At 52.1% G+C, this 14,643-nt stretch carries 13 protein-coding genes; 11 read left to right on the top strand and 2 right to left on the bottom strand.

Features of this window, described 5'->3' with window-relative positions; genetic code table 11:
* Positions 1 to 92: 92 nt before the first annotated feature.
* Positions 93 to 1,025, bottom strand: coding sequence for a VOC family protein (locus ACAF76_RS19155; protein WP_421617238.1), 933 nt, complete (start codon positions 1,023 to 1,025; stop codon positions 93 to 95).
* A 287-nt stretch (positions 1,026 to 1,312) separates the two neighbouring features.
* Here ACAF76_RS19155 and ACAF76_RS19150 point away from each other — a divergent pair, with 287 nt between their 5' ends.
* The 3 genes from ACAF76_RS19150 (at position 1,313) to ACAF76_RS19140 (ending at position 5,387) form a co-directional block, all read left to right on the top strand.
* Complete coding sequence (locus ACAF76_RS19150; RefSeq protein WP_421617237.1) at positions 1,313 to 2,314, top strand: LCP family protein; 1,002 nt, start codon at positions 1,313 to 1,315, stop codon at positions 2,312 to 2,314.
* A 219-nt stretch (positions 2,315 to 2,533) separates the two neighbouring features.
* Positions 2,534 to 4,159 (top strand): peptide ABC transporter substrate-binding protein, encoded by a 1,626-nt coding sequence (locus ACAF76_RS19145; protein ID WP_421617236.1) that lies wholly within the window; start codon positions 2,534 to 2,536, stop codon positions 4,157 to 4,159.
* A gap of 193 nt (positions 4,160 to 4,352) precedes the next feature.
* Positions 4,353 to 5,387, top strand: coding sequence for an XdhC family protein (locus ACAF76_RS19140; protein ID WP_421617235.1), 1,035 nt, complete (start codon positions 4,353 to 4,355; stop codon positions 5,385 to 5,387).
* A 203-nt stretch (positions 5,388 to 5,590) separates the two neighbouring features.
* Here ACAF76_RS19140 and ACAF76_RS19135 read toward each other — a convergent pair whose 3' ends face one another.
* The gene (locus tag ACAF76_RS19135) at positions 5,591 to 6,454 is read right to left on the bottom strand and encodes a MurR/RpiR family transcriptional regulator (RefSeq protein ID WP_421617234.1); all 864 of its coding nucleotides are present in this window, start codon (positions 6,452 to 6,454) and stop codon (positions 5,591 to 5,593) included.
* 475 nt (positions 6,455 to 6,929) lie between these two features.
* Here ACAF76_RS19135 and ACAF76_RS19130 point away from each other — a divergent pair, with 475 nt between their 5' ends.
* The 8 genes from ACAF76_RS19130 to ACAF76_RS19095 are packed head-to-tail and all read left to right on the top strand — an operon-like array spanning position 6,930 to position 14,638.
* Positions 6,930 to 7,250 carry an NIPSNAP family protein gene (locus tag ACAF76_RS19130; RefSeq protein WP_421617233.1) on the top strand — a complete coding sequence of 107 codons (321 nt, stop codon included), beginning with the start codon at positions 6,930 to 6,932 and terminating at the stop codon, positions 7,248 to 7,250.
* A gap of 18 nt (positions 7,251 to 7,268) precedes the next feature.
* On the top strand, positions 7,269 to 8,165 hold the full coding sequence (locus ACAF76_RS19125) for an FAD binding domain-containing protein (protein WP_421617232.1): 897 nt from the start codon (positions 7,269 to 7,271) through the stop codon (positions 8,163 to 8,165).
* Positions 8,162 to 8,659 (top strand): (2Fe-2S)-binding protein, encoded by a 498-nt coding sequence (locus ACAF76_RS19120; protein ID WP_421617231.1) that lies wholly within the window; start codon positions 8,162 to 8,164, stop codon positions 8,657 to 8,659. The genes ACAF76_RS19125 and ACAF76_RS19120 overlap by 4 nt, the downstream gene beginning before the upstream one ends.
* Before the next feature lie 44 nt (positions 8,660 to 8,703).
* Positions 8,704 to 11,037: a xanthine dehydrogenase family protein molybdopterin-binding subunit gene (locus ACAF76_RS19115; RefSeq protein WP_421617230.1), complete on the top strand. Its 2,334-nt coding sequence runs from the start codon at positions 8,704 to 8,706 to the stop codon at positions 11,035 to 11,037.
* Between the two features lie 13 nt (positions 11,038 to 11,050).
* Positions 11,051 to 12,073, top strand: a complete 1,023-nt coding sequence (locus ACAF76_RS19110; RefSeq protein WP_421617229.1) for an ABC transporter substrate-binding protein — start codon at positions 11,051 to 11,053, stop codon at positions 12,071 to 12,073.
* 16 nt (positions 12,074 to 12,089) lie between these two features.
* The gene (locus ACAF76_RS19105) at positions 12,090 to 12,848 is read left to right on the top strand and encodes an ABC transporter permease (RefSeq protein ID WP_421617228.1); all 759 of its coding nucleotides are present in this window, start codon (positions 12,090 to 12,092) and stop codon (positions 12,846 to 12,848) included.
* Between the two features lie 12 nt (positions 12,849 to 12,860).
* Positions 12,861 to 13,595, top strand: a complete 735-nt coding sequence (locus tag ACAF76_RS19100; protein ID WP_421617227.1) for an ABC transporter ATP-binding protein — start codon at positions 12,861 to 12,863, stop codon at positions 13,593 to 13,595.
* Positions 13,596 to 13,615: 20 nt separating this feature from the next.
* Positions 13,616 to 14,638 (top strand): amidohydrolase family protein, encoded by a 1,023-nt coding sequence (locus ACAF76_RS19095; protein ID WP_421617226.1) that lies wholly within the window; start codon positions 13,616 to 13,618, stop codon positions 14,636 to 14,638.
* The last annotated feature ends 5 nt before the right edge of the window (positions 14,639 to 14,643 follow it).

Raw genomic sequence — 14,643 nt, 5'->3', positions numbered from 1 at the left:
TACGGGCGTCTTTTTTTTGTGTGACGGCCGAGACATGAAAAAGAACCCGCCTCCGAAGTGGTTTTCGGGGCGGGTTTTCCCTGCCTGACGCTTTACTTTCCGTCAAAAGCCCGGTGCAGCTCTGCCAGGTCAAACTTCTTCATCTCCAAAAACGCCAGTGTGATGCGAGCCCGTTGTTCCGGTGTACCTGTGGTCATCATGTCGTCGAGCACGGCAGGAGAGATTTGCCACGAGATGCCGTATTTGTCCTTGAGCCAGCCGCACTGTTCGGCTTCGGGAACGGCGGAAAGTTTGTTCCAGTAGTAGTCGATTTCCTCCTGTGTCTCGCATCGGACGTACAGGGAGATCGCCTCGTTAAACGGATACGGTTGATCCAACACGCTGTCCGCGGCGACAAACCAGGTGTTTTCCAGCATATAATCAGAATACATCACCGTCTCCGGACCGTTCGGCTCATGCCCGGGACCGTAGCGGAACAAGCTGCCCGGTTTGGCATTGCGGAATACGGACAGATAGAACGCACGGGCCTCTTCTGTTTTCCCGCACTGTTCGCCAGTGAATGTCAGGCAGGGAAGAATCGTCGGCCGCGGTTCATCCTCCGGATCTGCGAGCATGAGCTGCCAGTTGACGCCGTACTTGTCCTGAATCCAGCCATACCGTTTACTGAAAGGGTACTCGTCCAGGGGCATCTGCGGAGTGCCGCCTTCGGACAGCCTGCTCCACACCTCGTCGATCAGCGTCTCTGCGCTTTTTTCTCGGGAAGAATCGAAAATGACCATGAACGAGATGGATGGGTTGATTGTGAAAAAGGGGCCTGCCGAAATCGCCATAAAAGAATGTCCCCAGAGGGTGAACGTGACCAGTTGGCTGTCGCCAGAAGGTGTGTCGCTTATTGTAGCCGTACTGTTCACCTGAGAATCCGGGAAAACGGAGCAGTAAAATGCTGCGGCTTCTTTTGCTTCCTTGTCAAACCACAGGTGCGGGATGATCCGGTTGCCGGGCGAAATGCTGTTGCCATCAGCCATGACATATTCCTCCAATCATCAGTCAGGTAGGTGCTCATGGCTGCATTCTAGCACAAGGATGGACCTGCCGATTCTTCTCGATTGCGAAGTTTCGCAGCGAGATGCGATGACAGTTCGCCGGTATTTTCAGCCCCAGTGCTTCGTCTGGCGGATTTCTGCGGCTGCGTCACAGACATGTCAATCCAGCCAAATAAAGGCTGAGCCGCAGCGAGTCAATTCGAGTATACTAAACAAAGTGGGGGAGTATCAGAAACTGCAGTGAAAGAGAATAAAGGGAGTTATTCGTCATGCGAATTTGGAAACGAGTGATGTTTCTGCTGCTGGTGGCGGTTTTCGGGGCAGCAGGTTACTACGGATATGCTTTTTATCAATTTACACAGGGCATTCAACAGCCCAACCTCGTATCGGAAGCAAAGCCGACGGTGCCAAAACCGGAACCGTCCAAAACACAGGAAATTCCGCAATGGGACGGAAAGGAGCGCGTCAATATTCTCTTGCTCGGGGTAGACCGCAGGGGAATGCGCCAGAACGAACTGCCGCGATCTGATTCGATGCTGGTCGTCAGTATCGACCCGGTCAAGAAGCGCTACGATCTGTTTTCCATTTTGCGCGATACGTATGTGGACATTCCGAAGCACGGCTCTTCGCGCATCAACGCGGCGATTGTAAACGGAGGACCGGAGCTGGCGATGCAAACGGTCAGCGAGTTCACCTCCCTTCCGATCGACCGCTATGTCATCACGGACTTTGATGGATTCAAGGCGCTGATCGACGCACTCGGCGGCGTGGAGCTGGAAGTCGAGAAAAACATGTATTACCGCGACCCTACAGACAAGGGACAGTACGATATTGATTTGAAAAAAGGCGTACAGACACTGGACGGGGACAAGGCATTGCAGTATGTGCGTTTTCGCTACGACGCCACCTCGGACTACACCCGTACCGAGCGCCAGCGCAAACTGATGGCGGCGGTGGCAGACCAGATGAAACAGGGCACTACGTTGATCCAGTTGCCGAACATTTTGAAGGAGATCACCCCTTACATCCAGACGAACATTTCTTCGCTGGACATGTTGAAGCTGGCATCGCTGGGAATGCAAGTAAATACGGAAAATCCGGGCAATTACCAGATCCCCCCAATGGGTATGTTTGAAGAATCCAATCGTGCCGGCTCGGTGTTGATCCCGAACGTACAGCAAGTGCAGCGTTTTATCCAGGAAAAGCTTCAGGGGCCACCGGAGACGACAGCAAAATCTGATGCGGAAGAGGAAAAATCAGCCGTTCACTAACAATTGTGGAAAGAAAAAAGACAACAGTGAGCATACTAAGCAGGAGCTGCAACCAGCCGGAAGCAGCTCCTGCTTTTCGTTTCTGGATATACTTTCATCTAAATTTAATTCTTTTTAATAAATAAATAAAATTTTATTAAATAACACTAAAATATGTTCAAAGTAAATATAAAAAGTTGTATATTGAGAAAAGATTTAGACAAGGGGGATATGGTTTTTATGAAAAAGAACATTTTTATTGCCATGAGTTCACTCCTCGTCCTCGGCGCTGCACTTGCAGGCTGCGGCAGCGCGGAGCAAGCCGGACAGTCTGGCAGCAATGCAGAATCGCCTGTTGAAGGTCCAAAAGAGCTGAGACTCAACCTTCACTCCGAACCGCCGACTGCGGATCCCGGTCTTTCTGAGGATTCCACTTCCGGTACCATCATTCGTGCCACATTTGAAGGTTTGACCCGTACCGGGGAAGACGGCCAGGTGCACGAAGCTGCAGCAGAAAGCATTGAAGTGTCTGAGGACGGTACCGTATATACATTCAAACTGCGCGATGCCAAATGGAGCAACGGCGATCCCGTTACCGCCGGCGATTTCGAGTACGCCTGGAAACGCGTGCTGGACCCTGCTACGGCTGCAAACTACGCGTATCAGCTTTACTACATCAAAAACGGCGAAGCCTACAACAAAGGACAAGCCACTCGTGACGACGTAGGCGTAAAAGCGCTGGATGACAAGACGCTCCAGGTTACACTGGAAAACCCGACGCCGTTCTTTACGGAGTTGACGGCTTTCTACACCTATTACCCGGTCAATCAAAAGGTAGTGGAAGCCAATGAAAACTGGGCTGCGGAAGCGGCTACCCACGTAGGAAACGGCCCGTTCAAGATGACGGAATGGAAGCACAAAAACAAGATCGTGATGGAGAAGAACGATCAATATTGGGATAAAGACAGCGTGAATCTGACCAAGATTGAATTCACCATGATCGAGGACGAAAACACCGAGCTGTCGATGTTTGAGAACGGCGATCTGGACTGGGCGGGTGCGCCGATGAGCCAATTGCCGACAGACGCGATCCCGGCGCTGGCGGATTCCGGCAGAATGCACACGATGCCGATCGCAGGTACGTACTGGTATAAATTCAACACCGAGCAAGCTCCGTTCAACAACGCGAAAATCCGCAAAGCATTTGCGTATGCGATTGACCGTCAAAGCCTGATCGACAACATCCTGCAAGCGGGTCAAATCCCAGCGATGGGCGCTGTACCGCCTTCCATGGTGCTGAACAAGGATGGCTACTTCAAAGACAACGATGTGGAAACAGCCAAAAAGCTGTTGGAAGAGGGCATGAAGGAAGAGGGACTGACTTCCCTGCCGCCAGTTACGCTCTCCTACAACACGTCCGAGACGCACAAAAAGATTGCCGAAGCGATCCAGGACCAATGGAAGCAAAACCTCGGCGTAGATGTAACACTGGAAAACAAGGAATGGAAAGTGTTCATCGAAGACCTGCATCAAGGCAGCTACCAAATCGGCCGTATGGGCTGGTTGGGTGACTTCAACGACCCGATCAACTTCCTGGAGCTGTACAAGGATAAAAAAGGCGGAAACAACGATACGAACTGGGAAAATCCGCAGTACCAAGAACTGCTGAACCAGTCCGCGTTGGAGAGAGATCCGGAAAAACGCAAGCAAATTCTTGCACAGGCTGAGCAAATCCTGATGGATGAAATGCCGATCATGCCGATCTATTTCTACACCAACTCGTGGGTGCAAAACGAAAAAGTTACCGGTGTTGTTGTCGACGGTTTGGGCAACATCGACCTGAAAAACGCCAATATCGTTGAGTAAGAATACGGAAAGCAGCCAGTTGCCGATGACATGTCGGCAGCTGGTTTTTTCGTATTGTTTGCGGGCTTTGGCGAGACGATCAAGGGGCAATTGGCACACCGGGACAAAGGAAAGAGGTTGAACGAAATACAATTAGGGTATAAATTTATTGTAAATGTTCTAACTATTTTAAATTGTGGGGGAGTTTTGCGATATGCTCGATATTTTACAGACCTTGCAGAGCTGCTGGGAAAAGGGTGCCTGTGCGGCGATTGCAACGATTATTGACAAACAGGGCTCGACGTATCGGGGAACAGGAGCGAAAAGTGTGATATTGCCGGATGGAACCATCATCGGAACATTGAGCGGTGGATGTGTCGAAGGCGATATTTATGAACATGCGAAGCGCGTGATCGAAACCGGGATTCCGCAAATGAAGGAATACGATTTTTATGGCTCGGGAGATTTGCTGTGGGGACTCGGCGTGGGCTGCAACGGGTCATTGAAGATCTGGATTGAGCCGTTTGATCCGCTTCGCCAAAGGGCAGAGGCAAAGCAAATCCTGGAGATCATGGAGCATCATCTCCCCGCGGCCACGATCGTTGCTTCGGATCAGCCACAGCAGTATGCGGTTGGCAGCAAGGTAGTAGTCGGGCAAACGACGAGCGATTTGCCGATTCCTGCTGAACCGGGCTTGTCTTCTGTCGTGCACAACGGTGCCAGGCTGGAACTGTACGTAGAAAAGTTGAAACCGCTTCCACGCATTGTGATTTTCGGGGCAGGGCCAGATGTGGTTCCGCTCGTTCGCGGAGCGAAACTGCTTCAGTGGCTGGTCACGATCGTGGACCATCGGCCGGGATACGCCAATCAGGAGAGATTTCCGGAAGCGGACGAGATTCTCGTATCGCCCATTGGCACTGTGCCGTCAAATCTGGTGGTTCGGGAAACGGACTACGCTGTCATTATGACGCACCATTTTCAGCAGGATCAGCTTTTCTTGCAGCATATGCTCTCCCAGTCCTTGTCCTATCTCGGTGTACTCGGACCGAAAAAAAGAACGGCACAATTGCTGGAAGTAGATGCGGTTCCGGAAGACCTGTCTGTTTACTCGCCGATCGGTTTGGACATCAAGGCGGAAACTCCCGAAGAAATCGCCATCAGCATCCTGTCGGAAATCATCTGTCATGTCAATGGAGGCAGCGGGACATCTTTGAAGGTACGGGTGGGATCAATTCATGGAAATGGTTAAACAGCAATCAACTGCCGATCAGAAGGAATTGCCGGTCATCACAGGCGGAAGTGACCGGAGACACCGGTTGCTGCCGCGTTCTGTAGCCAAAACAACGAAAAAACGAGTCGTTGAAACACTGCCACGACTCGCTTTTTTGTTGTTTTTATTTTTTATGGCTTGGGATTTTATCCGACGGGAGTCGACGCATCATCTGCTGTCGCTCAACCGGGATAGCGTTTTGCTTCCAGGGCGTCCTTCACCTTTTGCAAACTGTTCATCCCGTTTTTATTGGACAGGGAAGCGATTCTGAGAAACAGGATGTCGACCAGATACATCATGTTCATTCGGGAAGAAAAGGGCTCGCCGAGCACCAGCATTTCATTGGGGGACGTACACAAAGAGATTTCGGACATTTTGGTAATGGGGGAAAACTCCTTCGCGGTAATGCCGATCGTCATCGTGCCGTTTTGCCTGGAAATCGACAGCGCCTCGATGACATCGCGGTTCGCTCCCGTATGCGAAATGCCGATCGCCACATCGCTTTTATCGGAAATGGACGAGGCTACCCCCTGCATATAGGAGTCGTTATACACCTGGCACAGTATGCCCAGCTTTACGAGATTGTAAGACAAGTCGATGGCAGTCGAATAGTTGATCCCTTGTGCAAAAATGTGTACGGCTCGGGCCCGATGAATAAACTGTGCTGCCTGTGTCAATGCTTCAGCATCGAGTATCTCTCTTGTTTGCGAGAGGCCGAGGACATTGGCATGAAAAGATTTTTCAGCGATCACCGGGACGCTATCGGTCAGCTCGATCTCCTGATTGTCCTTGCGAGTCTGATCGCCCAAGTCATACGCAAGATTGATCTGCATGTCACGAAAGCCTGTGTACCCAAGTTTTTTTGCCAGACGCACAACGGCGGATTCACTCGTATTCGACAATTCGGCCAAAGACGTCACATTCATCCGAACGACTTTGTCGGGGTCGTTCAAGATGGAAGCTCCGACTTCCCGCAAAGCTCCATTCAGGGTTGGGAAGGTTTTGTTCAAGCGTGCGATTACTCCAGGTTTCCGTCCTTGAGTCATGCCATAACCACCTATGTAAAAATTTAATTCGAAAATTTTTTTCAAGAGTATTCCCGAACCATACCTAAAATTTAACATAGAACCCTATGAAATCAAAAGTTAAAAATTGATCGAAAATATCTAATAAAATAAATATTGAAATATATTTTTATAAATGTTACTCTTTTGTTGCCAGAATATGAAAAAAATTTTTAAATCTGACGATTGTCGCTCATGGACACGGAAACAGGGATGCCTTTGATGAAAAGGAGGAGATTGCCGCCGGAGTCCTCGATACAGCTAGAAAAGCAGGGTGGCGTTTTACGGACAGCAAGGTGAATCTTTCTGGAGATGACTTGAAAAAAAGCATCAAACCACACGGATGTCTCTCGCCTCTCGAACTTTTCCCTTGTTTGTTATGACAGCGTTTTCATAACAAAAGGAGACAGACCGGGGAGCGAATGTGGCACACATCCAGCAAGGAGGAGGAGAAACGATGATTTATGAGCTTCGCGAATATCACGCGGCGGAAGGAAAAACAGAAGCGCTTCATGCTCGTTTCCGCGATGAAACCATGGACCTGTTTTTGCGCCACGGCATTTCGGTACTGGGGTTTTGGACAAGAAAGGACGATCCTTCGATCCTGGTGTACCTTTGCCGTTTTGACAGTGAGGAACAGAAACAAGCGGCTTGGGCAGCATTCGCGGCCGATCCCGACTGGATTCGCGTAAAAAAGCAGAGTGAGAGTGCCGGTCCTTTGACCACCAAGATGGTCTCCCACGTGCTTGAGCCCGTTTCCTATTTTGAGAACAAGTAGCGCAGGAGGGGATATCCAATGAAACCGGTTAACTTTGATTACATTGCTGTCAATAGTGTGGAAGAAGCGGTTGCTGCTCTTTCGCAGGCAGGGGGGACAGCAAAAATCATCGCAGGCGGTCAAAGTCTTCTGCCGATCTTGAATATGAGGTTGGCGCGTCCCTCCTTGTTGGTTGACATTAACAAGATTCCGGAGCTGAACCGGATTGAACGGGTCGGAAATGAACTGCGATTCGGTGCCACAGTGCGCCATCATCAGGCAGAGACTTCCCCTGTCGTACAAGAATATCTGCCGTTGTTGGCGAAGGCGATCCCGCTGGTCGGGCATCGGCCGATTCGTTCACGCGGGACATTGGTCGGAAGCGTGGTCCACGCCGATCCTTCTGCGGAAATCCCGCTGGTGTCGCTGATCCTCGACGCCAGTCTCGAATTGCATGGCACAGACGGCGTCCGCACGGTAGCGCTGGCCGATTTCTTCTTCGGCTACATGATGAACGACTTGCAAGCAGATGAAGTGGCGACTGCCCTGGTATTTCCGGACATCACCTGTCAGCCGGGGAGCAAGCGGGGGACTTCCTTCCAGGAGATGGCTCGCAGGGACGGCGATTTCGCTTTGGTTTCCGCAGCCGGGCAAATCGATTTGCACGATGGCGTGATCGCAGATGTGCGCCTTGGTGTAGGCGGTGTAGGCGGAGCGCCCCAGCGCCTGGTGGAGACAGAGGACTTCCTGAAAGGCAAGGAAGCGACAATCGATCTGTTGATGGAAGCTGCCGAAGCGATTGGCGATCTTCTCGAGCCTGACGATGATCCTGCTGTTTCCGCGCAATATCGGCGCAGTGTTGCAATCGGACTGACCAAGCAGGTTCTGATCGAAGCGTTTTTGGAAGCGAGCACAGACAAGGAGGGCGGAAAATGAGCACACATACGATCAAAGTCGAGATCAATGGCCGCCAACATGAAAGAACGGTAAGCTCCCGCATGACATTGGTTGATTTTTTGCGTGACGAGCTTGACCTGACCGGCACGCATATCGGGTGTGAACACGGGGTTTGCGGCACGTGCACGATTCTCATGGACGGCGAGGTAGTGCGGTCGTGCATTATGCTGGCGGTCCAGGCAGACGGACATCGGCTGGAAACGGTGGAAGGTTTGGCGTCGCAATCTTTTGAAGGAGAAGTGAAGGTTGCCCTTTCGCCGATTCAGGAGGCGTTTCGGGAGTGTCACGGCTTGCAGTGCGGGTATTGCACGCCTGGCATGCTGATGACGACGAAGTCTTTGCTGGAGGAAAACCCGAATCCGACCGAGGAAGAAATCCGCTTGGCGCTCTCCGGAAATATATGCCGATGCACCGGATACGTCCAGATCGTGGATGCAGTCAAACTGGCTGCGCAAAAATTGCAAGAGGGGTGAAGGACATGCGGGAATTTCGGGTAGTGGGGAAAAAGAATCCACCCATGGAAGACTATCGATTCGTACTGGGAAAAGGCAAGTATGTGGCCGATGTGAAGCTGGAAGGAATGAAGCATGTAGCCGTAGTCGCCAGCCCTCATGCACATGCGCGCATCGTCTCGATCGATGTCAGCGAAGCGCTTGCGGTACCGGGTGTCATCGGAATCGTTACAGGCGAAGACATCGCTCGCGATACCGTGCCGCTGCGACAGTACATCGACGTGCCGGGCATCGAGTGGCGGCCGCTGGCGTACGAGGAAGTCCGCTACGCGGGCGAATGGGTCGTCGCCATTCTGGCCGATGACCGGTATATCGCGGAGGATGCGGCAGAGTTGGTCAAAGTGGAGTACGAACCGTTGCCGTTTGTGATTGACCCGGAAAAGGCGATGGAGCCGGATGCCCCCGTCGTTCACAAAGGTACGTCAAGCAATGTGGTGTGGCAGCGCAAATTCGTCTGGGGGGAAGTCGACCAAGTATTCAGCAGCGCTTCCCACAAGGTCCAGGCGCGTTACCGCTGGAATCGCAATTCTACCGTGCCGCTCGAAACATTTGGCGTAGTCTGCAAATGGGACGAGGGGAACCGGATTTTGGATGTATGGGCTTCTATCCAGATGCCCCAATACGCGGAGCAAATGGCAAGTGCGCTGAAAATTCCGCTAAATGGAGTGCGCGTTCACTACGACGTCGATGTGGGCGGAAGCTACGGCGTCAAACGCGGGATCAAACATTCCGTATTGACCGGCTATTTGGCCAGACGCTTTGGCGTCCCGACGAAGTTTATCGAAGATCGCATGGAAAATATGCGCGCCGGCGATATGCACGGTCCTGACCGGATTTTCGAAGTGGAAGCGGCATATGACAGCGACGGTATTATAAATGGCCTGAAAATTAGAACAATCGATGACGAAGGCGCTTATCCGGGACGCTCCCCTTTGCAAATGGGAAAACCGGTCGGGGCGATCGTCGGCGCTTACAAAATCAAATGTGTGGAATATGAAGGGATTGCCGTCGTGACCAACAAGACCGGCCAAGTGGCAGTTCGCGGATTTGGCCAGTCGCCGACAAACTGGATTATTGAGATGACGGTAAACCAGATCGCCAAGGAACTGGGCATGGACCCGGTCGAAATTCGCCAGAAAAACTTCATCCAGCCGGAGGAGTTCCCTTACGAAATCCCGAGCGGAACCAAATACGACAGCGGCAATTATCCCGTCGTCCTGCAGAAGGCGCTCGACCTTGCGAACTATGAGGAATTGATCCGTTGGCGGGACGAAGCGAGAAAACAGGGCAGGATCGTCGGAATCGGGATCGGCACGTGCATCGAGCCCGGCGGTGGAAACGCTTTGTTCGAGCCGCTGCTGAATCCGAAAAACGACAAGACCACGTTCCCGGAAGGCTGTCAGGTAAAAGTCGACCAGTACGGAAAAGTCGTCGCGCAAATTGGCTTCTCCTCATCCGGGCAGGGACATCAAACGATGGTCGCCACCATTCTCGCGGAAGAATTGGGGCTGGAGAGAGATGACATCCGCGTCATTCATTCCGATTCACTAACAGCGCTGCCTTCCCAATCTCCGGTAGCCAGCCGGATGGCAATCGTGCTAGGCGGTGCCGTAAGCGGGGCTGCACAGCGATTGAAAAAGCGGATGTTGGAGATTGCCGCCCACAACCTGCAGGTGCCGGAAGAACAACTGTACTGGGATCTTTCGACGATCCGCGTGAAGGATGAACCGGAGCGAGCGTTGACGTGGAAGGAAATCGTGGACATCGCCCATTTGAAATACCATAAAATGCCCGAAGGAATGGACCCTGGACTGCAATCGCAATTTGTGCTGGAAGTGCCGCTGGGCGGAGTGCTGCCAACGCCTGAAGGACGGGTGCAGATGTATCCGTGCTACTCGTTCTCCGCACATATTCCGGTCATCGAGATCGATCCTGTAACGGGCAAAATCGAGTTTCTGAAATACTTCATTGCAGACGACTGCGGAACAGTCATCAACCCGGACATCGTCAAGGGAATGGTTATCGGCGGGGTCGCGCACGGAATCGGCGTAGCTCTCTACGAACATTTTACCTACGACGAAAACGGACAGATGACGGCACAGACCTTCATGGACTACCTGATGCCCTCCACGATGGAAGTTCCGCATATTGAGTTGGTAAAACATTGCACACCATCTCCGCTGACGTCTTTGGGTCAAAAAGGAGTGGGCGAAGGGGGGTATATGAGTGCGCCGGCCGCGATCGTCAATGCGATCAACGATGCGCTGGAACCGTATGAACACGTGATGCGACATGTGCCAGTCAGACCGCAGGATGTCCTGGAAGTGATTACACGATAAGGGGGAGAAGGAAATGAAGAAAAAGCGCTTCATCAGTTTGTCCGCACTTTGCTTGGTTCTGTCGTTAGGCATCGCCGGTTGTGGTGGGGGATCAACGAATCCGTCTTCATCTGCTGGCGGGGAAACGCCGGCCGAATTGCCGGAAATCAATATGGTTGTTTTCTCTCCTCCATCCTTGGGTGCGTTTTTGCCGCCGATTATTGAGAAGAACAAGTTTGATGAAAAAAACGGCATTCGCATCAACTTTACCGAACGGGATACGGACGCCTACAACAACGAGTTCGCTTCCGGGCAGTACCCGGTTGGCGGAAGTGCCGCACTGCTTTCCGAAGCAAACCGGATGGATAAAGGCGTAAAGGTAACGTATCTGTTCAACCTGTTCAACTTCTGGGGAACGGTAATATCCGCGAATCCCGAAATCCAGACGATCAAAGACCTGGAAAACAAAAACCTGGCTGCCGCAAAAAGTACCACGAACTACGCCATGTTTTCCTACTTTGCCCATAAGGCAGGGGTCGATCTGAACAAAATGGCCGTGATGAACGCGGGTACCGCCGCACTCAACACATACGCTTCAGCAGACCGTGCCGATGGCGTGCAACTGTGGGAGCCCGGCTACTCGACGCTGATCAACAACAACCCCGGCAAATTCCATGAGGTCGATTTCGGACGCGACCGTTGGAAGGAATACACCGGTTCGGATCGGATTCCGTACCTGGGTGTCGCTGCCCATCAGGATTGGGTGGAGGCAAACAAGGAGCTCGTTCCCAAGCTGTATCAGTCATACGTGGACGCGGCAAACTGGCTTCAGGAAAATCCGCAAGAGGCCGCTGAAATCATCGCCGAGAAGATCCCCGGCGGAAATGCGGATGTCATTTTGCAATTGATCGAAAACAACGACCGTCTGGGAATGGACGTTGTAGCATCTTCCGAGTTGGTTCAAGACATCAAGGCCGTGTTTCAGGCAGGTGTAGACATCGGATACATCAAGGAAATGCCCGACGAATCGATCATTTACACCGAAAAATTACAGTGACGGGTGAGGTGCTACCGTGGCAAAAAAGGGATATTACCGGAGTTGGTTGAGCGTCATTTTTCTCTTGGCCATTTGGCAGTTTGTCTCGTGGGTGACGGAATCGCCAGGAAAATTTCCGCCTGTACAGCAAATCGGGGCAGACCTGCTGTCGATTTTTCTGAACTTTGATCTTGCCAAACACGCCCTGGCTACAATGGGCCGCATTTTGCTAGGTTTGCTCTTTTCGTTCGTCATTGGTACGGCGATTGGTCTGATCATGTCCAAAAGCAAGAGTTTCGATCAGTACATTCGGCCAGCGCTGAATCTGATCCAGGGGATTCCTGCTTTGTCCTGGGTGGTGTTTGCGGTGATTTGGTTTCCGCAACCGGAGTTTCGGATGTTTTTTATCATCTTTATCACCGCGCTGCCCAACTTTTCGTTGCAAATTTTCGATTCCATCCAGGCCATCTCCAAGGATTTTCGGGAAATGCTGCTGGTGCTAAGACCGAAGCCGACCCAGATGTTTCGCATGCTCGTGCTGCCTTCGCTGATCCCGGACATTCTCACGTCCTGGAAAGTCAACCTGGGGAATACGACGCGTGTTGCGGTCGTCGCCGAACTGGTCGGAGCTACATTGGGTATCGGCTTCCAACTGCAAGCTGCCCAAGCTCTGTTTGAAATGTCGCAAGCGATTGCCTGGACGTTTGCCTTGGTGATATTCATTTTCTTCATGCAGTTTGTCATTGGCGCACTGGAAAGAACACTGCTCAGCTGGCGTCCAAAGTCAGAGCGATAAGGAGGACATCCTATGGAAACCATGGTCCGGTTTGAAGGAGTCACAAAAGAGTTTTCCCCCGGGAATTACGGCGTACTGGATTTGAATTTCGAGGTGAAGAAGGGCGAAATGGTGGCGATCGTCGGGAAAACCGGCTGCGGAAAATCGACTGCTTTTGGCTTGCTCGTCGGGTTGACCAAACCGACGAGCGGCACGATTACCGTTGACGGGTGTGATCCATTTCGCGACTTCGATCAGTTTCGCGGGAAAATCGGAATTGTATTTCAAAACGACCGTCTGCTCCCTTGGCGGACAGCGGTCGAGAATGCCTCTGTAGGACTGGAGATCATGGGGATCGAGGAAAAGCAAAGGCGCGACATTGCCTTGGAATGGCTGCAACGACTTGGCTTGTCTGGCTGGGAAGACAAATATCCGCATGAGCTGTCGGGAGGCATGAGGCAGCGGGTGGCGATTGCCAGAGCGTTCACGATGGACCCTAGCCTGATCTTGTGTGACGAGTCGTTTAGCGCACTGGACGAGCTGACAGCAACCCGTCTGCGCAAGGAGTTCATGTCTCTCGTCAAGGAAAATGGCAAAACCGGCTTGTTTATCACGCACTCGATCAACGAAGCGATTGAAATGGCGAACCGCATTCTCATTTTCCATAAACCGGGGCATGTCGGCCGGGAAATCCATGTCCCTGAACAGCTCGATGTACATGAAAATGAAAACCTCCGCCAAGAAATTTTGAACAGTCTGGGAGCATAATAGAAAAAGGAGTGGATGCAATGCAAGCGATCGATATTCACGCTCATTATTTGCCGCCGTTGTTGATTGAAAAGATCAGGGCAAACCGCGATGCGTTTCCATTTGTCCAAATGGAGGATACGGCCAACGGAACAGTACGGTTCAAGGTCGGATCGGAAGGGTGGACCCGACCGGTAAGTCCGGCCCTGATGAACGTGGGAAGCAGAATCGAAGAGATGGATCGCCAAAATATCGGATTGCAGATCAATGCAGGCTGGCTGGACATTTTCGGCTATAGTCTTCCTTCCGAGCAAGCAGTCGTGTGGAGCCGTTTTCTCAATGAAACGCTGATAGAAGGGCTCAAACAGGAAAAGCATGCACATCGGTTTGCACCTTTGGCGACGGTTCCGCTTCAAGATGGGGAGAAGGCAGCAGAAGAACTGCGGGCAGCCGTGAAAGCCGGGCATTTGGGCGCGATGATTGGCACCTGGATTCCCGGCGGTGAAGCCCATGCCGAACGCGATCTGGACGATCCTTCGCTCACTCCGTTTTGGGAGGCGGCGGCGGAGCTGGGAGCGCCCGTGTTCCTCCATCCCGTTTTTGCCGGAGCAAGCCCTCGCGCCGTCAAGTGGGGCATGGTGAACGCGGTGGCGCGACCAAACGAGACGGCGATTTCGCTGAGCCGGTTGCTGTACGCAGGTATTCCGCAAAGATTCCCCGGACTCAAGCTGGTCATCTCCCACGGGGGCGGTGCACTGCCGTTTATTTTGGGACGACTGAAGCGCAATTACGACTTTTTGAAATCCGAGGAAACGATCTACGATCCTGTGGAAGGGTTCAAGCAGTTGTATTTCGACACCGTCGTATTTGAACCTCAAGCTCTCCAATTCCTGTTGAATCTGACAGATGCAAGCAAGGTGATGCTTGGTTCCGATGCTCCGTTCCCGATTCGCGACCCGTATCCGCGCCTTGTCGTGGAGTCGGAAAAACTGGACCTCACTGATGAACAAAGAGCGAACATTCTGTCCGGCAACGCGCAAAACGTATTCAAGATAAAGGAGTGATCAGC

It is taken from the genome of Brevibacillus sp. TJ4 (genome assembly GCF_044627595.2).
In the GTDB taxonomy this organism is placed as follows: Bacteria; Bacillota; Bacilli; order Brevibacillales; family Brevibacillaceae; genus Brevibacillus.
Note: the sequence above shows the minus strand (reverse complement) of the source record. Positions and strands in the feature narration are given on the sequence as shown.